This is a genomic window from Streptomyces sp. V3I7 (genome assembly GCF_030817495.1).
Lineage (GTDB): Bacteria > Actinomycetota > Actinomycetes > Streptomycetales > Streptomycetaceae > Streptomyces.
Window position 1 is genome coordinate 3,470,449 of the sequence record NZ_JAUSZK010000001.1, and the last position, 22,220, is coordinate 3,492,668.

At 72.9% G+C, this 22,220-nt stretch carries 17 protein-coding genes; 7 read left to right on the forward strand and 10 right to left on the reverse strand.

Annotated elements, in window-relative coordinates:
* Window positions 1-66 precede the first annotated feature (66 nt).
* The 5 genes from metG to QFZ74_RS16155 form a co-directional block, all read right to left on the reverse strand.
* Complete coding sequence (metG, locus tag QFZ74_RS16135) at window positions 67-1,683, reverse strand: methionine--tRNA ligase (protein WP_307621504.1); 1,617 nt, start codon at window positions 1,681-1,683, stop codon at window positions 67-69.
* Between the two features lie 155 nt (window positions 1,684-1,838).
* Window positions 1,839-3,989, reverse strand: coding sequence for a VWA domain-containing protein (locus tag QFZ74_RS16140; RefSeq protein WP_307621505.1), 2,151 nt, complete (start codon window positions 3,987-3,989; stop codon window positions 1,839-1,841).
* Between the two features lie 383 nt (window positions 3,990-4,372).
* Window positions 4,373-6,349 carry an FUSC family protein gene (locus QFZ74_RS16145; RefSeq protein WP_307621506.1) on the reverse strand — a complete coding sequence of 659 codons (1,977 nt, stop codon included), beginning with the start codon at window positions 6,347-6,349 and terminating at the stop codon, window positions 4,373-4,375.
* Between the two features lie 207 nt (window positions 6,350-6,556).
* Window positions 6,557-7,456, reverse strand: coding sequence for a hypothetical protein (locus QFZ74_RS16150; RefSeq protein ID WP_307621507.1), 900 nt, complete (start codon window positions 7,454-7,456; stop codon window positions 6,557-6,559).
* A gap of 398 nt (window positions 7,457-7,854) precedes the next feature.
* Complete coding sequence (locus QFZ74_RS16155; protein WP_307621508.1) at window positions 7,855-8,304, reverse strand: hypothetical protein; 450 nt, start codon at window positions 8,302-8,304, stop codon at window positions 7,855-7,857.
* A gap of 90 nt (window positions 8,305-8,394) precedes the next feature.
* Here QFZ74_RS16155 and QFZ74_RS16160 point away from each other — a divergent pair, with 90 nt between their 5' ends.
* Together QFZ74_RS16160 and QFZ74_RS16165 are read left to right on the forward strand one after the other, a co-directional pair.
* Window positions 8,395-9,603, forward strand: coding sequence for a PP2C family protein-serine/threonine phosphatase (locus tag QFZ74_RS16160; protein WP_307621509.1), 1,209 nt, complete (start codon window positions 8,395-8,397; stop codon window positions 9,601-9,603).
* A gap of 131 nt (window positions 9,604-9,734) precedes the next feature.
* Complete coding sequence (locus QFZ74_RS16165) at window positions 9,735-10,445, forward strand: DUF4142 domain-containing protein (RefSeq protein ID WP_307624171.1); 711 nt, start codon at window positions 9,735-9,737, stop codon at window positions 10,443-10,445.
* 20 nt (window positions 10,446-10,465) lie between these two features.
* Here the strand turns inward: QFZ74_RS16165 and QFZ74_RS16170 are convergent, their stop codons facing one another.
* Window positions 10,466-12,121, reverse strand: a complete 1,656-nt coding sequence (locus tag QFZ74_RS16170) for a glycoside hydrolase family 13 protein (protein ID WP_307621510.1) — start codon at window positions 12,119-12,121, stop codon at window positions 10,466-10,468.
* A gap of 414 nt (window positions 12,122-12,535) precedes the next feature.
* Between QFZ74_RS16170 and QFZ74_RS16175 the strand changes: the two genes are divergently transcribed.
* From QFZ74_RS16175 to QFZ74_RS16185, 3 genes are all read left to right on the forward strand, one after another.
* A complete protein-coding gene (locus QFZ74_RS16175) occupies window positions 12,536-13,306 on the forward strand; it encodes a hypothetical protein (RefSeq protein ID WP_307621511.1) in 771 nt (256 codons plus the stop codon).
* Window positions 13,307-13,521: 215 nt separating this feature from the next.
* The gene (locus QFZ74_RS16180; protein WP_307621512.1) at window positions 13,522-13,716 is read left to right on the forward strand and encodes a hypothetical protein; all 195 of its coding nucleotides are present in this window, start codon (window positions 13,522-13,524) and stop codon (window positions 13,714-13,716) included.
* Window positions 13,717-13,758: 42 nt separating this feature from the next.
* Window positions 13,759-14,445: a DUF6445 family protein gene (locus QFZ74_RS16185; RefSeq protein WP_307621513.1), complete on the forward strand. Its 687-nt coding sequence runs from the start codon at window positions 13,759-13,761 to the stop codon at window positions 14,443-14,445.
* Window positions 14,446-14,495: 50 nt separating this feature from the next.
* On the opposite strand, the gene QFZ74_RS16190 is transcribed toward QFZ74_RS16185, so the two are convergent.
* Window positions 14,496-14,999, reverse strand: a complete 504-nt coding sequence (locus QFZ74_RS16190; RefSeq protein ID WP_307621514.1) for an FxLYD domain-containing protein — start codon at window positions 14,997-14,999, stop codon at window positions 14,496-14,498.
* Between the two features lie 181 nt (window positions 15,000-15,180).
* On the opposite strand from QFZ74_RS16190, the gene QFZ74_RS16195 reads away from it, so the two are divergent.
* Together QFZ74_RS16195 and QFZ74_RS16200 are read left to right on the forward strand one after the other, a co-directional pair.
* Complete coding sequence (locus QFZ74_RS16195) at window positions 15,181-15,921, forward strand: DUF4328 domain-containing protein (RefSeq protein ID WP_307621515.1); 741 nt, start codon at window positions 15,181-15,183, stop codon at window positions 15,919-15,921.
* A gap of 116 nt (window positions 15,922-16,037) precedes the next feature.
* The gene (locus QFZ74_RS16200; protein ID WP_307621516.1) at window positions 16,038-16,982 is read left to right on the forward strand and encodes an MIP/aquaporin family protein; all 945 of its coding nucleotides are present in this window, start codon (window positions 16,038-16,040) and stop codon (window positions 16,980-16,982) included.
* A gap of 142 nt (window positions 16,983-17,124) precedes the next feature.
* Here QFZ74_RS16200 and QFZ74_RS16205 read toward each other — a convergent pair whose 3' ends face one another.
* The 3 genes from QFZ74_RS16205 to QFZ74_RS16215 all read right to left on the reverse strand — a co-directional run bounded on the left by QFZ74_RS16205 (window position 17,125) and on the right by QFZ74_RS16215 (window position 22,119).
* Window positions 17,125-19,149 carry an N-acetylmuramoyl-L-alanine amidase gene (locus tag QFZ74_RS16205; RefSeq protein WP_307621517.1) on the reverse strand — a complete coding sequence of 675 codons (2,025 nt, stop codon included), beginning with the start codon at window positions 19,147-19,149 and terminating at the stop codon, window positions 17,125-17,127.
* A gap of 335 nt (window positions 19,150-19,484) precedes the next feature.
* Complete coding sequence (locus tag QFZ74_RS16210; protein ID WP_307621518.1) at window positions 19,485-21,008, reverse strand: M1 family metallopeptidase; 1,524 nt, start codon at window positions 21,006-21,008, stop codon at window positions 19,485-19,487.
* A gap of 223 nt (window positions 21,009-21,231) precedes the next feature.
* The gene (locus QFZ74_RS16215) at window positions 21,232-22,119 is read right to left on the reverse strand and encodes a TauD/TfdA family dioxygenase (RefSeq protein ID WP_307621519.1); all 888 of its coding nucleotides are present in this window, start codon (window positions 22,117-22,119) and stop codon (window positions 21,232-21,234) included.
* Window positions 22,120-22,220: the final 101 nt, after the last annotated feature.

Below are 22,220 nucleotides of genomic sequence, written 5' to 3' on the forward strand. Positions count from 1 at the left end.
GACGAGGCCCGGAACCAGCCTGTCGTGGGCGGTTCCGGGCCTCGTCCCGTGCGTGCGCGGGTGCGCTTACGCGGTCGGCTTCTCCTCCAGGCGCGGGAAGAGGACCGCGCCCTTCGTCACCGTCGAGCCGGCCGGGAGCTTGCCCCACTCGCTGACTTCCTGGACCTTCTGGTCGGCCAGGGCGCCGAGGGAGGCCTCCGCGCCCAGGGAGTCCCAGAGCTTCTGGGAGGTCTCCGGCATGACCGGGTTCAGCAGCACGGCCACCGCACGCAGCGACTCCGCCGCCGTGTAGAGGATCGTGGCCAGGCGGGCCTTGCCCTCGGGGCTGTCGTCCTTGGCCACCTTCCACGGCTCCTGCTCCGTGATGTAGCCGTTGACCTGCTTGACGAAGTCGAAGACGGCCAGGATGCCGCCCTGGAAGTCGAGCTCGTCACCGATGCGGCGGTCCGCCTCGGCCGCGGCCTTGGCCAGGCCGTCGTGGACCGCGCGCTCTGCCTCGCCGTCGGCCGACGCCTCGGGCAGCGCGCCGCCGAAGTACTTGCCGACCATCGCCGCGACGCGGGACGCCAGGTTGCCGTAGTCGTTCGCCAGCTCGCTCGTGTAGCGGGCGGAGAAGTCCTCCCAGGAGAACGAGCCGTCCTGGCCGAAGGCGATGGCGCGCAGGAAGTACCAGCGGTACGCGTCCACACCGAAGTGGGAGGTGAGGTCCTGCGGCTTGATGCCGGTCAGGTTCGACTTCGACATCTTCTCGCCGCCGACCATCAGCCAGCCGTTCGCGGCGATCTTGCCGGGCAGGGGCAGGCCCTGCGCCATCAGCATCGCCGGCCAGATGACCGCGTGGAAGCGGAGGATGTCCTTGCCGACCAGGTGGACGTCGGCCGGGAAGGTCGACTCGAACTTCTCCTGGTTCTCGTTGTAGCCGACCGCCGTGGCGTAGTTCAGGAGCGCGTCGACCCACACGTAGATCACGTGCTTGTCGTCCCACGGGATCGGGATGCCCCAGTCGAACGTCGAGCGCGAGATGGAGAGGTCCTGCAGGCCCCGGCGGACGAAGTTCACGACCTCGTTGCGCGCGGACTCGGGCTGGATGAAGCCGGGGTTGGCCTCGTAGTGGGCGAGGAGCTTCTCGCCGTACTCGCTCAGCTTGAAGAAGTAGTTCTCCTCGCTGAGGATCTCCACCGGCTTCTTGTGGATCGGGCACAGCTTCTGACCGGCGTACTCGCCCTCGCCGTCGAGCAGCTCGCCCGGGAGCTTGTACTCCTCGCAGCCGACGCAGTACGGGCCCTCGTAGCCGCCCTTGTAGATCTCGCCCTTGTCGTACAGGTCCTGCACGAACTCCTGGACGCGGTCCGTGTGGCGCTTCTGCGTGGTGCGGATGAAGTCGTCGTTCGCGATCTCCAGGTGCTCCCAGAGGGGCTCCCAGGCCTCGCCGACGAGCTTGTCGCACCACTCCTGTGGGGACACTCCGTTGGCTTCGGCAGTGCGCATGATCTTCTGACCGTGCTCGTCCGTGCCGGTGAGGTACCACACCTTCTCGCCACGCTGGCGGTGCCAGCGGGAGAGCACGTCGCCTGCGACGGTCGTATAGGCGTGGCCCAGGTGAGGAGCGTCGTTGACGTAGTAAATGGGGGTGGAGACGTAGTACGCCTTCGCACCCTGCTTCTCGGATCCAGTGGCCGCCATAGGTCGAAATCCTACTGGGCTCGTGGAGATCGACTCACACGCGTTTCGGGGGGCGGACGGGTGGGTGGACGGCTGGGTGGACGGAGCAGCGGACGGGGGCGGGCGGAAGTTCCGCCCGCCCCCGTGTGGTTGCGTCTCGCTACGCCGTGGCGTTGTTACGGACGCCAGGCCGCCAGTACGCCCTCGTAGAGCTCCGTGTCCGTGAGCTCGCGGGGGGTCGGGCCCGCGTGGAAGAAGGCCGTGTTGTTCGTCTTCAGTTTGCGGAGGTAGTCGAAGGCCTTGTTGTCGTGCTCGCCGAAGGCGACGAAGGAGAAGAACACGGAGGGGTGGTTCTTCGCGGCGTCGGTGAGGGACTGGGTGGCCGGGGTCTTGGCGTCGGGGGCGCCGTCGGTCTGGAAGACGACGAGGACCGGGGTGGCCGGGTCGTTGTGCTTCTCGTGGTGGGCGAGTACGGCCTCCACGGCGGCGTGGTAGCTCGTACGTCCCATGCGGCCGAGGCCGGCGTGGATCTCGTCGATCTTGTTCTCGTGGTCGGTGAGGGTGAGGTCGGCGGTGCCGTCCACCTCCGTGGAGAAGAAGACGACGTGCAGCTTGGCGTCCGGGGCCTCGGGGTCGAGGTGCGCGGCGAGGGCGAGGGTCTGCTCGGCGAGGGCCTGGGCGGAGCCGTCCTTGTAGTACGGGCGCATGCTCGCGGAGCGGTCCAGCACGAGGTAGAGCTTCGCTGTGGTGCCGGTGAGGTTGGTGTTGGTGAGGGTGGTTGCTGCGGCGTGGTGGGCTGTGGTGAGGGTGGTGGGGATGGTGGCGTCGGTGGGGGTGCCGGTGGTAGGGGTGGCCGGGGTCGCCTCGGCTTCGCCTTCGGTGGAGACGGTGTCCCCGCCCGCACCACCCGTGCTGCTTTCGTCGTCGAGTGCGGGTGACACCTGTGGGGCGTCCCCGCCGTCGGCGGCTGCGGGTTCGGGGGACTGGGGGGTGGGCTCCGGCTCGTCTGCCTGAGCGGCGGGCTCGGGGGTGGGGGCCTCGGCCACCTCGGGCTCGTGCTCGTGGGCCGGGGTGGCCTCCGAGGCGTGGGGCTCGTGGGCCGGAGTGGTCTCCGAGGCGTGGGGCTCGTCGGCCTTCGGCTCGGCGGCCTGGGCGGCTGCGGGTGCGTGGGGCTCGTCGGCCTTCGGCTCGTCTGCCGGGGTGGCTTCGGGTGCGTGGGCCTCGGCGACGGTGGGCTCGTCAGCCGGGGTGGTGGCCTCGACAGCCTCCGGTTGGTCAGCCTGAGTGGTGGCCGGCGCGTGTGCTTCGGCGGCGAGCGGGGCATCGGCCTCGGCGGCCTGCGGCTCGGGCTGGTCGTCGGGGGCGGCAGACGTCTCCGGCTCTGCCTCTGGGGTGAGGTCCAGTTCGGTGGCCGTCGGGTCCGGGTCGAGCGTGATGACCAGTTCGGGCTCGGCGGGGGCCGCGTCGGTCACGGGCGCCGAGGCAGCGACGCGCTCGGCCTGGGCCGAGGTCTCGGCGGTCGGCTCGGCGTCCACGGTTTCAGTGGTGGCCTGCTCGGCCTCGGCCGGAGCCTCTGCGGTGGGCTCGATCTCCGGCTGCGCAGGTGCTTCCGGCGCGGTCTCGGCGACCGGCGCCGGCTCCTGCACGGAGGTCGGCTCAGCGTCGGCGACGTCCTGCGGCTCGGGTGCGGCGGAGCCGGTCACCGTCTCCTGCTCGACCTCGACCGAAGCTTCAGCCACCGACGTCGGCGTGGAGTCGTTCTCCTGCTCGGTCTCCGGCTCGGCCTCGGCAGTCGCCGCCTGCGACTCGGGCTCAGCGGCCGGCTCGGTCACCGCCTCCTGCTCGACCTCTGACGGGGGTTCGGCCACCGGCGTGGAGTCCGTCTCTCCCTCGGTCTGGACGACGGGCTTGGTCACCGTCTTCGATGCCGCCTCAGCGGCCCGCTCGGGCTGCGCCTCGTCGGACGTCGGCTCGGCAGACGGCTCCGCCGACTCACCCGAGTCACCCGAGTCAACAGACTCCGTCGGCTCCACCCGCTCCACGGCATCCACCGGCTCCGTCGCCTGCTTGGGCACCGTGAGGTTGTCGAAGGCGGCCGAGACCAGGTCGTGGTCGTCGGGGGCGGACGGGCGGGGTTCCGGGACCTGGGCGGTTGGGGTCGGCCGGGGTTCCGGGGACTGGGTGGGGATCGTCGGTTCCCGTGTTGCCTCCGGTGTCTCTTCCTGTGCGGGGGCCGTCAAGGGCGCTTGTGTCGCACCCTCTGCTTCGGCGGTACGCCCCTTGCGTGACCGGCCGAATGCGTTCCGCAAGAGAGTGAGAATGCCCATGTGCGCAACCCCTTCGGGTGAGTTGATGCCCGTCAATCCCTGGCCAGGACGGACACGTAAGGTTAGCGGTCCTAAGTGGTGATCTTGGGAAGGGGCGACGGGGCAGCAGTGGCACGTCTCCGCGCCCGCGCCCCCTGGCGCTCTGCCCCCCGCGCCCCTGAGGCGAGGAAGCCGCGCGCCACACAGTCGGCCGACCTTACCGACCCCACGACCCCACGACCCCACTGCCCCCCACTGCCCCCCACGCCCCCCCCACGCCCCCCCACGCCCCCCCACGCCCCCCCCACGCCCCCACCGCAGCCCGCGCCCCCACGACCCCACCGCCCCCTGCGCGGCCCGCGCCCCCGCGCCCCAGAGCCAACCGTCCCCCGGCTCCCCGACCCTCAGTGCGGCGAAGTCACCGCGCGGGCCGCTGCCACCTCCTGGCGGAGGGGTTCCAGGACGCTGTCCGACGGGCCCGTGAGGTCGGTGCGGAGGGCGGTGAGGGTGTCGGACTGGCGTAGACCGGCGGCCAGTTCGCGCAGTTGCATCGTCAGCTGGGAGATCTCCGACGACGTGGGGGGCGGGGCTCCGTGGCGTACGCGGACCCTTGCCGCCGTCGTCGCGTCGACGATGCGTTCCACGGCGACCACCAGCGGCCACCACGCCGCGGCCCGGCGGCCGGTGGGCGGGGGCTCGGTCAGGGCGCGCTGGAACTCGGTGCGGATGACGGAGAGATCGCGGTAGAGGCGGCGGCGCATGCGGGAGGTGGCCGCGCCCTCCGCCTCCGCGTCGGCGCCCGTGGCGCCCGTGCCGACCGTCGTGCCGAACGCCGTCTCCAGGTAGCGCGCCGTGTCCGCTACCGCGTCCGCGAGCCGGTCGCCCACGCGGCTGTGCCAGCTCTCCGGCCACAGCAGATAGCCCGCGACAAGCGCCACCGCGCAGCCGATGAGGGAGTCCACCAGCCGGGGGAGCAGCAGGGCGGTGCCCTGGTGGCTCAGGATGTCGGAGAGCAGCAGGATCACCGGGGTGATCGCGGCGGTCTGGAAGCCGTAGCCGCGCGGCGTCAACCCCGGGATCAGCGGGGCGAGGAGCAGCATCACGGGGACGTCCCACCAGCCGCGCGGCACCTCCGACAGGACCGCCGCCGCGATGCCCAGCCCGGCCACCGTGCCGAGCGCCCGCATCAGTGCGCGGGAGAAGACCGAGCCGAAGTCGGGCTTGAGGACGAAGGTGATGGTGAGGGCGACCCAGTAGGAACGCTGGACCGGGGCGATGGAGACCAGCACCTGGGCCAGGCCGATGCACAGGGCCAGACGCAGGCCGTACCGCCAGGAGTTGGCGGACATGACGACGTTGCGGGCGGCGTGGGCGGCGCGGATGCCCAGCGTGGCCGGGCTGCCGAGGCGGTCGACGATGCCGTGCGGGTCGACGTCCGGGGAGGTGACGACGGAGGCGGCGTGCCGTACCGCGTGGTCGATCGCGCGGCCCGTCTCGGTGGTGGGGAAGGGCAGGGCCGGCTCGGCCGCGCCGGTGCCGCCGGTCGCCACGGCGCGGGCGAGGGCGTCGACGGCCTGGGGGATCTCCCGGGGCAGGCGGTGGCCGGCGAGGTGGGCGGCGGGGGCCACCTCCACGACGTGCGTGATGGCGTTCAACTGGGCGAGCAGCCGGGTCAGTTCGGGGCTGCGGCCGTGGTGCCGGGTGCGCCGGCCGAGGATGAGGTCGTACGACTGGTTCAGCGACTGGGTGACGGCGCGGCGGGCGTTGTCGTACTTCTCCGGGCGGTCGGTGCCGACCGCCGCCAGCAGTCCGGCCACCGTGCGGTACGTCCGCGCGACCGCAGCCCGTTCCGGCACCCCGCCCCGCAACGGCCAGGCGAGCAGGGCGAGCAGGAGGACGAGCAGGCCGCCGCCGGTCATCAGCAGCGGGCCCAGCCACCATGGCCCTGGCAGCGGAAGTCCCGCGCCGATGACGCAGTTCATCAGCAGCACGAGTCCCGACACGGACGCCACCGCGCCGATCGACGAGATCATCCCGGAGACCAGCGCGACGCCGGTGACGACGGCGACCGCGACCCAGCCGCGGCCGTAGGCGAGGTAGCCGAGGATGATGCCGACGGAGCCGAGCAGTTGCGGGATGGCGATGTGCAGCAGCCGCAGCCGGTAGGCGTCGGCGGTGTCGCTGATGACGCCGGACAGGGCGCCCATGGAGGCGAGTGCGCCGTACTCCGGCCGCCCGAGGGCGAGTCCGACGGCGAGGGGGAGGCTCATGGCGATGGCCGCGCGGGTCATGGCGGACCAGTTGAAGGGAGCCTGCTGTGGCTGGAGGTTCCGGATCAGCCAGTCGGGAGGGGTGAGGCCGATGGGGAACTGGCGGGGCATACGCCCATTATGGCCGCTCCCGGCCCTCGGCCGACGGCGTCGCTCCGGCCGCCCCTCGCGGCCCCTCGCCGCGCTTCTCCGCGGTGGAGCGTCAGGTCGACGACAGCGTGGGGTGGTCGGTTCCGGCGAGACGCAGCAAACGGGCGTCGCTCACCGCGAAGTCACGGGCACGGGCCACGGGGGTACGAGGGCGGGCGGCGGGCGGCGTCACTTGTCCGGGGTGCTCGGCAGCCGGTCGCGGGAGCGCAGGCGGACGTACCGGGTGAGCCAGGTGACCAGGGCGACGGTCAGGCCCAGGCCCAGCAGCAGCCAGGAGGTGGTGCGCAGGGTGGCCGTGAGGGCGTCGTAGACGACGCCCGCGGCGGGATGGGGGACGTCGGCGGGCAGGTCGGCGAGGGTGAGGCGGCGGCCGACGGCGACGATGAGGCCGAGCAGGGCGCCGCCCAGGGCGGTGCCGAGGGCGGTCGCGGTGATCGCGCGGCGGCGGTGGACGGCGACGGCGATCCCGGCGCCGGCGAGGACGACGGCCGCGACGGGCAGCCAGAACCCGGCGACTTCGAGGATGTCGAAGCCCTGTTTCAGCAGAGCCAGCTCGTGCGCCGGGAGGACGGCGACGTCGGTGTGCTCGACCGGGATGCGGCCCGCCAGCGGCACGTGGTCCTCGGTGAGCTGGGCCTTGACCTGGGAGGTGAGGGTGGCGAGGTCGACGGTGACCGGGCGGCCGGGCGCACCGGCGATGCCGTCGTCGGCGCGCAGGGCGCGCAGCACGGCGTCGTGGGTGATCCGGTTGCCCGCGTCCCAGGCCAGGCGGAAGGTGCGGGTCTGGGTGAAGGAGTGCACGGCGTCGTGCACGAAGGGCCCCACGGTGGAGCGCAGCGGGCGGACGTCGGGCTGGTGGCCGACCTCGCGCATGATGCCGTCCCCGACGGTGTCCGCGACGGCGTCCCGTACGGACGGGTCGGCGGCGAGCGGCGCCATCGTCGTGACGTACCGGCCGGTGTCGGCGAGCCCGTACGCCGCCCAGGCCGCCAGCGCGCCGAGCGGCACGAGGAGGCAGGACAGGGCGATGAGCGCCGCCGACAGGGCGCTCCTGAGGCGTGGGGGCACCCTTCCAGCCAAGGGCCTGGGCCCGGCGCGGGCGAACCGTAGGCCTGCATTCGGGGGTACGGGTCACACCGAACGAGTGTCACTCCGCCGGGCCCCTCGGCGGCCGGCGGACCGGGCCGGTGGCCTTGGCGGAGCTGGGCCGTCCGCTCTCCGGTGGAGCGTTCACCCGAACGGGTGTTTCCTGGTTCTGGGGACTCTCACGACCATCCCGCGGCTTTTGGCCGCGGCCTTGGACGCCGTCGAGTCCGTGGAGCCGGCTCGGCGGCCGGTGAGGAGGGAACAGGGGAGCGCGTGGGCTCCGGCGTTTCGGCGCCGGGGCCCACGCGTGTGTTCCGTGCGGCCGTGTTCTGTGCGGCTGTGTGTCGCCTGCGGCGGGGGCGGGGGCGGGGGCGGGACCGTCAGCCGGTCCGGCGGCCCTCCGCGTCCTCGTGCGTGTAGTACCAGTAGAAGAGCACGAGGAAGAAGGCCACCGCGATGACCAGCGCGGTCCCCGAGACGCGCAGCAAGGGCGCGCCGGTCTGGGCGAACAGGAAGCCGAACGCGATGCCCGCGAACGCCGACCACGCCACCGCGTGCACCTCCCGTCGCACATGCGGGCCGACCTCCAGCAGGGCCCAGCACACGAGGGCGAAGACGAACGCGGTCACGAAGCCGAGCAGCAGGTTCCAGCCGGTGATCGGGCCGCCGCTGCGCTGGTTGGCCGCGGCCCAGTACCCGTAGATCAGGCCGAGGCCGACGGGCACCGCCACCCGGGCCCGCGCGTGGGTGCGCGTATCGAAGACGTCGGGCGTACGGGCGCGCCGGTGTGTGCCGGGCGCAGCGCCGGACACGGGTGCAGCTTGGGCCATGGGAGCACTCCTCTCGCTCGCTCCGGGCCTGTCCCGGTCCCCGCATCCAGCGCACACCTGGGGCGGGGGCCCGGCAACTCGGGTGCCCGGATGCGGGCCGGGGCGGGGCGTGTTTCGCTGGGGGCCGTGACCGACGACGCATCCCCGCGGCGGGACGCTCAGCCGCTGCGGGTGCGGGGGCGCAGCATCGCCTGGCTCCTGCCGCTGTTGCTGCTCGCCGGCATCGTGCTGGTCGACCTCAACACGAGCGAGCGGTTCCGGATCGTCACCTGGATCGTCCTCGTGCCCGGGCTCGCCGCCTCGGTCTGCGCGGTGTGGACGACCGCCGCGTTCGGTGTGCTCTCGCTGGTGGTGTACGTCGCCGTGGACGGCGCGTTCCCCGACGAGTACCGGGCCGGCCTGGCCGACTTCATCCTGGTCGCCATGGGCGGCGCCCTGGCGGTGCTGGCCTGCGTGCTGCGGGTGCGCCACGAGCACCGCATGCTGCACATGCGCACCATCGCCGAGACCACCCGCCGCACCGTCCTGCGCCCGCTGCCGCGCTACGGCGCCGGCCTGGAGCAGGCGGCCGCCTTCCTGGCCGCCGACAGCGACGCCAACGTCGGTGGCGATTTCTACGACATCCAGCCGGGCCCGCACGGCACCCGGGTGCTCGTCGGCGACGTGCAGGGCAAGGGGCTGGGCGCGGTGGAGACGGCGGCCGCGCTGCTCGGCACCTTCCGGGAGGCGGCGTACCACGAGGCGGACCTGACGACGGTCGCGCGCCGTCTGGAGATCCGTATGCTGCGCCACCGCAACCTCGGCGCCCTGCTCGGTGACGAGGTATGCGACCGCTTCGCCACCGCCGTGCTGGTCGGCTTCCCCCTCCACGACGACGGCACGGTCGAGATCGTCAATTTCGGCCATGAGCCGCCGCTCGCGGTCGGCCCCGGCGGCGTCCGCCAGTTGCCGGCCGGCGACGGGCTCCCGCTCGGCCTCGGTGAGTTCACCGGCGAGAGCTGTCCGCCCGTGCACCGCACGCCGCTGGCCGCCACGGAGACCCTGCTGCTGGTGACCGACGGGGTGACCGAGGCCCGCGACGCGGCCGGGCAGTTCTATCCGCTGGTCCCGGAGGTGACGCGGGCGCTGGCGTCGGACGCGCGCACGGTCGAGCCCCGGCGCCTGGTGGCTCTCGTACGCGACGGTACGCTCCGGCACTCCGGCGGCCATCTCACCGACGACACCACGGTCTTCGCGGTACGGCGGACCGAGCGGCGGCCCGGCGCGCAGGCGGAAGCCCGGGCCGGCCGCAACCTGTGAACCTCTCCCCAAGTCTTTGCCAAACCAATAGACTTCCGGGGCTTCGGCGCCCGTACTGATGTGTGGCCGAACCGTCTGCGGGCGGGATTGACGACCGGGCAGGAGGCACGGTGCGCTTTTCGCGGAACGCGATGGGGACCCTCTTCGTGGGGGGTGCCCTGAGCCTGACCCTCGCCGCGCTCGCCTACCCGAGCATGCTGGGCCTGTCCACCGTCTCCACCGACCAGTCGCGGATCATCGCCCAGACCCAGTGGGGTCCGCTGACGGAAGGGGAGCGGGACTTCGTCGTCAAGGTGCGGGCCGCCGGGCTGTGGGAGTACCCCCTGGGGCAGATGGCGCTGAGGAAGGGGACCACCAAGGAGGTCCGCACCGCGGGAGAGCACCTGATCCAGGGGCACGCGGGGCTGGACGCGAGCTGCCGCAGGATCGCCCCGATGCTCAACATCACCCTGCCCAACGTCGCGAGCCCGCAGCAGCAGGGCTTCGTCAGGACGCTGGCGGCGGAGAGCGGCGGGCAGTTCAACCGGGACTTCGCCAACATCCTGCGCATGACGCACGGTTCGATCTTCAACACGATCGCGAAGGTCCGGTCCACCACCAAGAACACCCTGGTGCGGGCCCTGGCGGACCAGGCCAACGCGACGGTCCTGGACCACATCACGGTCATGGAGAAGACCGGTCTGGTCGACTTCGACCAGACCGTGTTCCAGCAGACGACGCCGCCGAAGCTGCCGACGTCGGACCTGACCCCGCCCCCGCCGCCCCCGGGCCAGCCCCAGGTGGTGCTGACCCCTCCGCCGGGCTCGGGGAACTCGCCCACGCCCAGTCCGACCGTGAGGTGACCTCGGGGCAGGGGCGCTGATCAGGCACCCAGCCAGGCCGTCGTGTCCGGCGGCAGCACCCCGGCGCCCGGCTCCTCCAGCGGGGTGCTGGCCAGCAGCAGCTCGCCCGGTGGCATCGGGACCGGTGCGTCCGACAGGTTGGTGACGCACCGCCAGCCCTGCGAGCGGGCGAAGTGCAGCACGCCGGGCGGGGTGTCCGCCGCCCAGGTCAGCCGCTCGCCCTCCAGCAGCTTGCGGCGCAGGCGCAGGGCCGTGCGGTACAGCTCCAGGGTCGAGCCCGCCGCCCCGGCCTGTGCCTCGACGGCGTACGACGCGAACGACTCGGGCTGCGGCAGCCAGGCGCCGCCCGCCCCGAAGCCGTACGACGGTCCGTCCGTCGTCCACGGCAGTGGCACCCGGCAGCCGTCGCGGCCCTTGCGGGTGCGGCCGGTCTGCTCCCAGATCGGGTCCTGGAGCGCGGCCTGGGGCAGGTCGGCGACCTCGGGCAGGCCCAGCTCCTCGCCCTGGTAGAGGTACGACGACCCGGGCAGCGCCAGCATCAGCAGCGTCGCCGCCCGCGCCCGGCGCAGGCCCGCCCGCTCGTCGACGGCCGGGGCGCGGCCGCCGGACAGCAGCCAGGCGTTGTCGTCCGTGTCGGGCGGCAGCACGAGGCGCGAGGCGTGCCGGATGACGTCGTGGTTGGAGAGCACCCAGGTGGCGGAGGCCCCGGCCGAGCGGGCCGCGGCCAGCGCGTCGATGATTCTCCGACGCAGCTCGTCCGCGTCCCAGGGGGCTTGCAGATAGGGGAAGTTGAAGGCCTGGCCGAGTTCGTCGGGGCGGGCGTACAACGCGGTGCGCGGGCCGGGGACCCAGGCCTCGGCGACGGCCGTGCGCGACGGGGAGTAGGCGTCGAAGACCTTGCGCCAGTCGCGGTAGATCTCGTGCACCTCGTCGCGGTCCCAGTAGGGGTGGGTGCCGGGCGCCACCCGCTCCAGGGCGTCCTCGCCGGTGGCGGCCAGGTCGCCGATGTCGCGGAGCGGTTCGGTGAGGTCCTTGGCCAGGCCGTGGGCCACGTCGACGCGGAAGCCGTCCACGCCCCGGTCGGCCCAGAAGCGCAGGGTGGTACGGAAGTCGGCGCGGACCTCGTCGTGGTCCCAGTTCAGGTCGGGCTGTTCGGCGGCGAACAGGTGCAGGTACCACTCGCCGTCCGGGACCCGCTGCCAGGCGCTGCCGCCGAACACGGACTGCCAGTCGCTGGGCGGAAGTTCACCGTGCTTGCCCTTGCCCGGCCGGAAGACGTAACGCTCGCGCGCCGGGGAGCCGGGGCCCGCGCGCAGGGCCTCCTCGAACCAGAGGTGTCGGTGCGAGGTGTGGTTGGGGACGATGTCGACGATGACCTTCAGGCCGAGCCGGTGGGCCTCGGCGACCATGGCGTCGAAGTCCGCCAGGGTACCGAGCCGCGGGTCGACGTCGCGGTGGTCGGCGACGTCGTAGCCGCCGTCGGCCAGCTCGGAGGGGTAGAACGGGCTGAGCCACAGGGCGTCGACGCCGAGCGTGCTCAGATGCGTGAGGCGCTCGGTGACGCCCCTGATGTCACCGAGTCCGTCGCCGTCGGCGTCGGCGAAACTGCGCGGATAGACCTGGTAGATGACGGCCTGACGCCACCAGTCGGGGTTCCTGGACGAGAGGTCGGTCACGCGGACTCCTTCGCACGGACGCGGGGCACGGCATACCGGACGGATACCTACCCGCGCCGCCCGGTCATCCCGCGCCGTCCGGTCATCCCGCGCCGTCCGGTCATCCCGCCACGGTCTCCAGATAGATCACGGGGACGGCCGTCCGGTCGCTCACTGCGGTCTCCTTCTCCCTCGGCCCCGCACGTCCGCGGGTCCCTCGGTCCCTCGCGCTCTTCCCCTCCCCGGGCCGGGTATACGTCCGTCCGGCAGCCGTCCTCACCCGGACGGGTCGCCGCGCTGGTGGGGCGGGGTGGGCGGTGGTGCGGTGAGAGGGGCACATGCCGGCGCCGGCGCGGCCGGCCTGTGCCCCACCCTCTGCTCGACCCACACCTCTGCTCGACCACCTCTGCTCGACCACCGCTCGGGAGCCCCGTCATGCCCCTCCTCGCCCCGGCCCGCCGCCTGCTGCCCGTCTCCGCCGGCGCCCTCGCCGTGCTGCTCGCCGTCTCCGGCTGCCTGAGCCGGGAGCCGGTGCGCGCGGGCCAGGAGGGCGTCGACGCGTCCGCGGCCGCCCGGCGCTCCTCGGGCGCGCTCACCGACGCGCAGGCGCGGGACGCGCTGATCGGCCAGGCGGACCTGGGCGCGCCGTGGAAGCCGACCGAGGGGACCGCCGGCTGGCGGGACGGGCTGCTGAAGGCGACCACCCAGAACGCCGAATGCCAGCGGCTGATGGACGGGCTGTACGCGGATGAGCTGCTGGGCGAGCCGACGAAGACGTACGCCGTGACCGCGCTCGACGACGCCGACGACCAGGCCCAGCTCCGCTACCAGGTCGCCACCCGCCGCGCGGCCGACGTGGACCGCACGCTGGCCTGGCTGAAGAAGCTGCCGCAGACGTGCGCGCAGTTCACGGCGAACACCGTCGCCCAGGGCACGCAGTACGTCCAGGTCGCCCCCATCGCGCTGCCGGCGTACGGCGACGCCCGGCAGGGCCTGCGGATCACGGTGACCGGCACGAGCAGCTCCGAGGACACCGCGCCGACCACGCTCACCCTCGACGTCGCGGCCGTCCGCGCCGGCGACGACGCGATCGTCCTCACCAACGGCGCCCTCGGCACGCTGCCCGCCGACGCCACCCGCCAGGCCCTCGAACGCGGCACCCGGCGCCTGGCCGAGGTGCGCGAGCGGGGCCGGGTCCAGGCCTGATCCGGCCCCGCCGCCGGTGGCCCGACTCCCCCGGGCCCCCTTGCCGTCGCGCTTCACCAGCCCCTAGGTTGAACGGCGCCCAGGCCTGCCGAATACGTCGCTGTCGTTGCGAGGTTGCCGTGCTCGGACGTTCCTCCGCACGCTACGGACCACCCCTCACCGCACTCACCCGATCCCGGATCCGGGCGCTCGGGGCGACGCCCACGGCAAGAGGCGTGGCCGCGGCCGTGGTCGCCGCGGCCGCCCTGATCGCGGTGGCGAACGCCGGCCCGGCGCGGGCGGCCCAGAACGGCCAGAACCCGCGCTTCGTCCTGCACGTCCAGCGCTTCGAGGACGCCCGGCACGGCCAGCCGGGCGGTGCGCTCGGCAACGGCTGGCACCTACGCACAGTTGACAGACTGTTGACCTGATCGCGGTCGAGTCGGGGAGGGACCCACGCCTACCTTGGCCGCATGCCCCCACACCCGGCCCCCCGGCCACCCTCCGCGCTGCCCGTTCTCCCTTACCGCAAGCCCACCAAGGGCCGCGACTACTGGGTGCTGGACGACGTCCTGCCCGACGTGGACGCCGTGCGGGAGCGCTGTCTGGCCAAGGACGACTGGGCCGAGGGCTATCCGTACACTCAGGAGACCTGGCCGGGGCTGCGGGCCATGCCCGGGCTCGCCCCGGACGAACTCGCCCACGTGGAACGGCTGGTGAGGAAGGCCACCGGGGCCAGGGAGCTGTGGGTGCAGCAGACGCCGGGCGGCGGCACCCTCAACCACAACTGCGTGCAGGTCGTCGGCGAGGGCGAGAGCCGGCCGCGCCCGCACACCGACTCGCGCGCCCTGTGCCGGTACGCCGCCGTGCTCTATCTCAACCCCGGTGTGCCCAAGGACTGCGGGACCAGCTTCTTCCGGCAGTCGCTGCCCGGCGGGCGGCTCGGCGGCAACGTCGTCCAGGCCCCGCACACCAACCTCGTCGAGGCCCTCGGGACGCGCTTCGTGGCCCCGGACGCCTTCGAGGAGGACGTGCGGGTGCCGCACAAGTACAACCGGCTGCTGCTCTACCACGCCAACCTGGTGCACAGCGCGACCGGTTACTTCGGGACGGCCCTGGAGGAGAAGCGGATGACGGCCGTCTTCTTCTGGATGGCCTGAGCCCGGGCATTCTTCCGGATGGCCTGAGCCCGGGTGCGGGGGTGCCCGCGTCAGTAGCGCAGTGCCCGCGCCACCTCGGTCTTCACCTCGCCCGTCAGCTTGCGCGTGCTGCGGGCGGTGGCGTTGCCGGTCGCGCCCGCCCGGACGTCGCGGACCGTGGCGACGACCGTGTCGAGGAGATTGCCGTTCGCGTCGTTGAACTGGACCTGCACGGCGAAGGACTTGGTCTCGCTCGCCTTGTTGTCGGCGGTGACCTCGACGGTGACCCGGCCGTCCGGATCGGTGCCCGGGGTGCCGAGCTTCACCTCGTCCTTGGCGTTGACGCCGCCCTTCACCCCGTCGAGCCGCCGCTTCGCCTCCGCCGACGCCGAGGCCAGCCCCTCGGCGGCCTGAGAGGCGAGGGAGGAGGCGGCCGACGCCGCCGACGCGGCCTTGCTGGCCGGGTTCGACGGTGTGCCGTCGCCGTCCGAGCAGCCGCCCAGTCCCACGAGCGCCGCGAGGACGGCCGTCACCGCGGTCACGCCGCCTGCCCACCAATGCCGCTGACCGGCCATCGTGTGTCTCCCTGTTCCTGGCCCGCGGCACCACGGATCGGCCACGGCTCCGCCCTCCAGTCAAGAGCCCGAGTCACACGGCGGCACGCCGGGTTCGCCCGTACGGCCGACCCGAAGTCTTGGCCAGACCTTTTCCCGGGCTCCGCGCCGACGCGCGCGGCCGCTCGGGCAAGATGCCCGCGTGAACGAGCACATAGCGAAGCACCCCGGCCTGCGGTCCGTGCACCGTGCGGACCGGTGGGCCGTGGGTGCCCTGCTGCTCGCCGGAGCCGCCTGGGCGGCCAAGACCGTGATGGAGGTCCGGCTGTACGCGGCCGGGGAGCCGCACTCCGGACCGCCGGCGCGGGGCGGCGAGCACCGCCCGCTGACCGCGCTGGAGAACGCGTACCACCTGGTCCACTCGGTCTGCGGGGGAACGGCGCTGGTCTGCGCCTTCGTGTTCATCGCGTGGCTGTGGCGGGTGCGGGACAACGGGATGGTCCTGTCGGGCGAGCGGCCGCGGTACGCCGGGTTCTGGGTCTACGCGGGCTGGGTCGTGCCGCTCGTGAACCTGTGGGTGCCGCGCGGTCTCATCGCCGACGTGTACCGGTCGAGCGTGCCCGGCAGGCGGCCGCCGTGGGTGCTGAACGTGTGGTGGGGGCTGTGCCTGGTCGGTTCGTTCGGCGGGGTCGGTCTGTTCGGTGATGAGCCCGTCGAGAAAACCATCGAGCGCGCCTACTCGGACATCGGGCCGCTGGTGGCGTACGACGCGGCCGTCGTGGGGGCGGCCGTGGCCGGTGCCTTCCTCGTCCGTGCCGTCACCGCGGCCCAGCTGGAGCGCCTGGAGACCTGGACGCCGCCGGGCGCCGAAGCCCCGGCCGTGGATCTGGAGAAGCCGCGGACATCGACAGGGTGTGACGCTCCGACAGAAAAGGCCCCCTGAGGTTCACCGTGCGTGAGTAACGGCGGCTCGTTTTTCCCGGATTGAGGTGGCGGAACCCCATTTGCGCCCCCCACGATGGTGCGAGTCGACCGGCGCGCACCCTCAAGGGGGTCTAGATGGCTGTGGAAATCCCCGCTCTGATCTCGCCTTCCCGGCTGAGAAGCCGAGGGGGCCTGCTGGGCGAGTGCCTCGCGGAGTTCCTCGGAACGTTCGTCCTGACGATGTTCGGCTGCGGCGTGGTCGCGACGGCGGTCGTGGCCCTGCCGGGCTCGGGCCGTACCGAGGGGCCCACCACGTTCTTCCTCGCCGCGGGCGACTGGCTGCTGATCACCTGGGGCTGGGCCCTGGCCGTGGTCTTCGCCGTGTACGTCGCCGGCGGCGTCAGCGGCGCCCACATCAACCCGGCGGTGACCCTGGCGTTCGCGGTGCGGCGCAGGTTCCCCTGGGCCAAGGTCCTGCCGTACTGGTTTTCGCAGCTCGTGGGCGCCTTCACCGGGGCGGCGCTGGTGTACGCCGTCTACCACGACGCGATCAGCGCGTTCGACCTGGTCGTGAAGGCACCGAAGACGAACGGCCACACGGTCGCCTCGTTCTCGATCTTCGCCACCTTCCCGGCGCCGTACTTCCACGGCGGCATCTGGGGTCCGCTGCTCGACCAGATCGTCGGCACCGGGCTGCTGGTCATGCTGGTCGTGGCGCTCATCGACCTGCGCAACCTGCCGGTGCAGTCGAACCTCGGCCCGCTGCTGACCGGTTTCGCGGTCGCGGCGATCGGCATGTCCTTCGGCGCGAACGCCGGATACGCCATCAACCCGGCCCGCGACTTCGGTCCGCGCCTGTTCACCTGGGTGGCGGGCTGGGGGGCGCTGGCCTTCCCGGGCACCGAAGCCGGGGCGTTCAGCGACTACTGGTGGATCCCCGTCGTCGGCCCGCTCATCGGCGGTGTGCTCGGGGTGCTGGTGTACGACCTGTTCATCGGCGACGTCCTCAACATCCGCGCCCGCGCGGGCGAACTCCCGCAGCCCGGCCGCACCCGTCCGGTGACGGGCACCGACGAGTGACGTGCTCGAGTGACGCGGCGTGAGACGACGCCGGACGGCGCGCCCTCACTCTGACGGACCAACGGGTCCGACCGGACAACCACCAACGCTCCGCAACAACGGGCGCCCCCGCCGAACCGGCGGGGGCGCCCGACGTCGTGGCTCAGTTCCCGGCCTCGGGTCCCGCCGCCCCGGCGTAGCCCGCCACCACGTCCACGTCCCCGGCCCGGACGTACCCGATCCGCTGGCCGAGCTGGATCTCGTAGTACTCCTCGCTCCCCTGCACCACGGGGCGCGGCGCGGCGTCGAAGACCGACCGGTCGGCGTAGGTGCCGACGACGCTCGACTGCGTCACGTACCGCTGGCCCTCCAGCAGGGAGTACGGCAGCGGCGACTCGGACGGCGGTTCCATGTCCTCCGGGTAGGCGCTCTCCTCCGGCAGGGGCCGGCCGAACACCGGGATCTCCTCCAGGCCTTCCTTCGGCGTCACCATCCGGCCGGTCGCGCCGACGGCGACCGGGCGGCCCTTGGGGTTCCGGAACCAGCCCTTCTCGCCCTGGTACCAGATGGCCGTCCAGTCCCCGCTGCGGTCGGCGACCGCGAAGGTCTGGCCCGCGGAGACCCGCGACCCCAGGTCGTGCACGTCCACCGTGGAGTCGTCGCCCTCGGGGCGCCGTCCCGGGTCCTGGATCAGCGGGGCGTCGTCGGCGGGCTCGGTGTGCAGCCGCACCGCGCTGGAGCCGTGCGGCCTGCAGGGCACGTCGTCCTTGTCGCAGCCCGTGTACAGCGGCTTGTAGGTGCGGTAGTCCGGCAGGATCATCACGACGTCGCTGTCCGGGCCGGCCGTGGCCCGCAGGGGCGCGCCGAGCAGGTCGAAGTAGTGCCGCCAGTCCCAGAAGGGACCCGGGTCGTCGTGCATGTCGGGGATGGACGTGGCGGTCGGGGACGGCACGTTGTCGTGGCCGAGGATGTGCTGCCGGTCCAGCGGGACGTCGTACTTCCTCGCCAGCCAGCGCACCAGACGGGCCGAGGTCCGGTACATCGTCTCCGTGTACCAGGCGTCGGGCTGCTTGAGGAAACCTTCATGCTCGATGCCGATCGAGCGGGCGTTCACGAACTGGCTGCCCGAGTGCCAGGCCTCGTCCTTGGTGCGGACGTGCTGGGTGACCTGGCCGTCCTTGGAGCGGATCGAGTAGTGCCAGGACGGCTCGGTCGGGTTCTGCACCGTCTGGAGCATGGACTTCAGGGGCGCCTCGGTGTCGTGGATGACGATGTAGTCGATCTTCTCGTCCCGGGGCCGGTCGGCCGGGTCGTGGTTGCCGTAGGCCTCGTCGTCGATCTTGACGTGCGGCGCGCTGAGCCAGGAGCAGGACAGGTCGACCGGGCACTCGACCTGCTTCGGCCGGTTCGTGTCCCTGAGCAGCACCCGGTGGGGGCGTACGCCGGGAGCGGCGGCGAGGCTGACGTGCTGGCCCGCGTCGGTGGTGCGGTTGGCGCCCCGGCGGATCAGCGCGAAGACGTCGTTGGCGTACGTCGCCGCCGCGATGGTGTCGCTCGCCCCCGGGAAGCGCGCCACCGCCTCCCACCAGTCGGCCGGGTCGGCGCTCAGCGGGTGGCCGAGCTGCCGTTGGGCCGCGGCGAGGAGGGCCGCGCCGCCGCGCACGTTGGCGGTGCTGTCGCTGCGCAGCCGGGCCGCCGGGGTGCCGATGAGCCGGGCGGCCCGGTGCAGGTCGGTCGGCTGCCCGGCGGGGGCGGCCGCGGGTTTGCCGCCGGAGGCCGCGGGCGCCCCCGCGAGCGCCTGCCCGCCGTCCTCGCCCGCCTGTCCCTGCCCCTGGCTCTGTCCCTGCCCCTGCCCCTGCGCCTGGCCCTGCGCCCAGGCGCGGCCCGCGGCGGCCTTCGTGTCCACCAGGTGCATCGGCCCGTAGCCGCCGGCGACGCTCGGGACGCCGGGGTGGGCGTCCCAGCGCGACTGCTGGTACGAGACGGCCATGAGCACGCTGCGCGGCACGTGGTACTCGTCCGCGGCCTGGGTGAAGTCGCGCTGCAGACGCTCGTCGGCCGCCACGTCGTCGTCGGCCGTCGGGCCGATGAGCAGCGGTGGAAGGAGCGCCGCCGACGCCGTCGCGCAGACCAGCCAGCGGTGCCGGAAGACGGTGCTGCGGACGCGGGAGGCGAGAGGTCTTCTCATCGGGGGCTTCTCCAACCATGCTCGGCGCAACCAGGATTCAGCCAGGGCTCGAACAGGGCGCGACCGGAACACCGGGGTTGCCCCGCACGCCCACCCCTCGTACGTTTCCGTGCCCCGGCCGCCGCGTCGCGCCAACCGTCACCGGCGTGGACCAGTGGTCCGGCACAGGCCACCCGGTCGGCGGCAGTACGTTCGCCGTGGGTGGCGAGGTCGGAGAAAAGGGTGTCGGGCGTGGCGGAGGCGTCGTCCGCCGGAGTGTCAGATGTCGCCCGTCGGGGTGTCGCAAGCCGCCCGGCGGCGCGTCAGATGGCGTTTCTCACACCCGTCGTGACGGCTCATTCCGCCACGACGGGATCGACCTGCCAGTCCGGATGTCCCGGCATCGGCGGGGTCCGCGGCCCGTACAGCCATGCCTTCAGAAACTGCGTCAGGTCGCGTCCGGCGACCTCGGAGGCGAGGGCGATGAACTCCCGGGTTCCGGCCGCTCGCCCCTGATAGCGCGTCACCCAGGTCCGCTCGATCCGCCCGAAGGTCTCCTCACCGACCTCCTCGCGCAGGGCGTAGAGCACCAGCGCCGAGCCGTCGTAGCGCATCTGACGGAACAGAGAGGAGGCGGACGGTTCGGCGGGGGCGCCGTCGTCGTGCCGCCACTGGTCGTGCTGCTCGTACGCCGCCCTCATGACGTCCTCGAGGGCGCGCCCGCCGTGCTCGGCCGAGTACAGCCGCTCGTAGTAGCGGGCGTGACCCTCACTCAGCCACAGGTCGGACCAGCGCGCGATGGCGACGCTGTTCCCGGTCCAGTGGTGGGCCAGTTCGTGCACGAGGTTGCGCTCGGCGTCGACCTGATCGCCCAGCAGATCGGCGCTCGGTACGACGGACAGCGACTGCGTCTCCAGCGCCACCGGCAGGTCGGCGTCGCCCACCAGGACGCCGTAGCGGCCGAACGGATAGGGCCCGAGCCGCTGTTCCAGCCAGCGCAGGTGCTCGGGGGTCAGCGCCCGGGACTCCTCGGTGCCGGCCACCAGATCCCCTGTCGGCACCACGTCCCGCACCGGGAGCCCGCGTGGCCCGGTGCTGTCGACGAACGTGAACCGCCCGATCGCCAGCTGCACCAGTTGCGCGGCGATCGGCTGCTCGGAGTCGTACGTCCATGTGACGCGCCCGCCCGGCCGCCGCTTCCGCTCGACGAGCCGCCCGTTGGCCACGGCACTGACGTCCGGCGGGGTGGTGACGTGGAAGGTGACCGGAGCGCGCAGGCTCGGGTGGTCGTCGACGGGGAAGACCATCTTGGCGCCGTCGGGCTGGGCCAGCAGCACGGTGCCGTCGGCCGTGGGCATCCACCCGTAGTCGCCGATGGCGTCGTCGCGATGGCGCTGCTGCGTCGGGTCGGCGGTGTAGGAGACCCGCACGGTGAAGGCGCGGCCACGGGCGATGGGCCGCGGGGGCGTCAGGACGAGTTCGTCGCCCTCGCGCCGTACGTCCTTCGCCGGTACGCCGTCGACCGTGACCGAGTGCAGCGTGTTCCCCGCGAAGTCGAGGTCGAACCGGGACAGCGCCTGGGTGGCGACCGCGCTGACGGTGGCCCCGGCCCGGAAGGGCGTCCTCGGCGCCTGCCAGTCGAAGTCGAGCGTGTACCGGCGGACGGTGTAGCCGCCGTTGCCGTCGAGCGGGGCGAGCGGATCACCGATGCCGGCGGCGCCCGGGGCGGGGGCCTGGGCGGCGGGGCCGGGGTGTGCGGGACGGGAGGGCCGGTCCTCGTCGGCCGGGGCGAGGAGGAGCGCGATCCCGGCGACGCAGGCGAGCGTGAGGCCGAGGGTGAGGAGGACGGCGCGGGGCCGCCCGGCGAAGGGCGCCGTCACCGCGGGAACCCGTGACGCGTACGACTGATCCCGCTGACTCCGGCTCGGCTGCCGTCCGCCGTGATCTCCATGGCGGCACTATGACACCAAGAGATGCCGATATGGATAAATGCCCGCATATGGCACGCGGGGCTGGGCCGGGCGGGTGAGCGACCGCCCGTCCCTCCTTCGCGCCCTGGCCGACTGGACTGGTCACCAGATACTCCTGGTCAGCCCGTCCCGCTCACTCCGCCGCCCCCGGCCCCACCGGGACGTCGCCGCTCAGGGTGATGCGGTGCATGACGCGGTGCTGGTCCCCGTAGTCGCGGTTGGCGTAGTGGGCCGTGCCGCGGTTGTCCCACAGGGCGACGTCACCGGGGCGCCAGCGGTGGCGTACGACGTGCTCGGGCTTGGTGAGGTGGGCGTAGAGGATGTCGAGGATGCCGCGGCTCTCGTGCTCGGAGACGCCGGTGATGTGCGAGGTGAAGCCGGGGTTCACGAACAGGCCCTTGCGTCCGCTCTCGGGGTGGACCCGCACCACCGGGTGCTCCACGGGGGCGAGTTCGGTGAACACCTCGCCCTCCCAGAGGTTGCCGCGGCCGCGCCGGCGCTGGGCGAGGTAGTAGCCGAACTCGCGGCTGCCGTCGTGGATGGCGGTGAGGGTGTCGACGTACGCGCGCAGGCCCGGCGACAGCGACTCGTAGGCGAGCTGGCTGTCGGCCCAGTTGGTGTCGCCGCCGGTGGGCGGCAGCGCGACGGCCCGCAGCACGGAGATCGCGGGCGGTCGCCGGACGAACGTGACGTCCGTGTGCCACACGTCGGCGAACCCGTTGTCCTGGCTGTCGAGCGCGTACACCTCGGGGGCCACGTCACCGGAGTCGTGGACCGGGTGGCCGACGGTGACCTCGCCGAGGCGGCGGCCGAACTCGATCTGCGCGGCGTCGTCGAGCCCGTCCTGTCCGCGCACGAACAGCACCTTGTACGCCACGAGCGCCTCGCGCAGGGCGAGGATCTGGTCGTCGTCGAGGCGGCCGAGGTCGACGCCGTGGATCTCGGCGCCGAAGCGGGGGCCGAGCGGGGTGAGTGGGAGCCGGGTGGCGGTGGCGGTGGGGCGGTCGCTGAGGATGCTCATGGTGTCCTTCCCTGTGGGGTGAGCCGGTCTCTTGTGGGGTGAGCCGGTCTCTTGTGGGGTGGGCCGGTTTTCTTGTGGGGTGGGCCGGTTTCTCGTGGGGT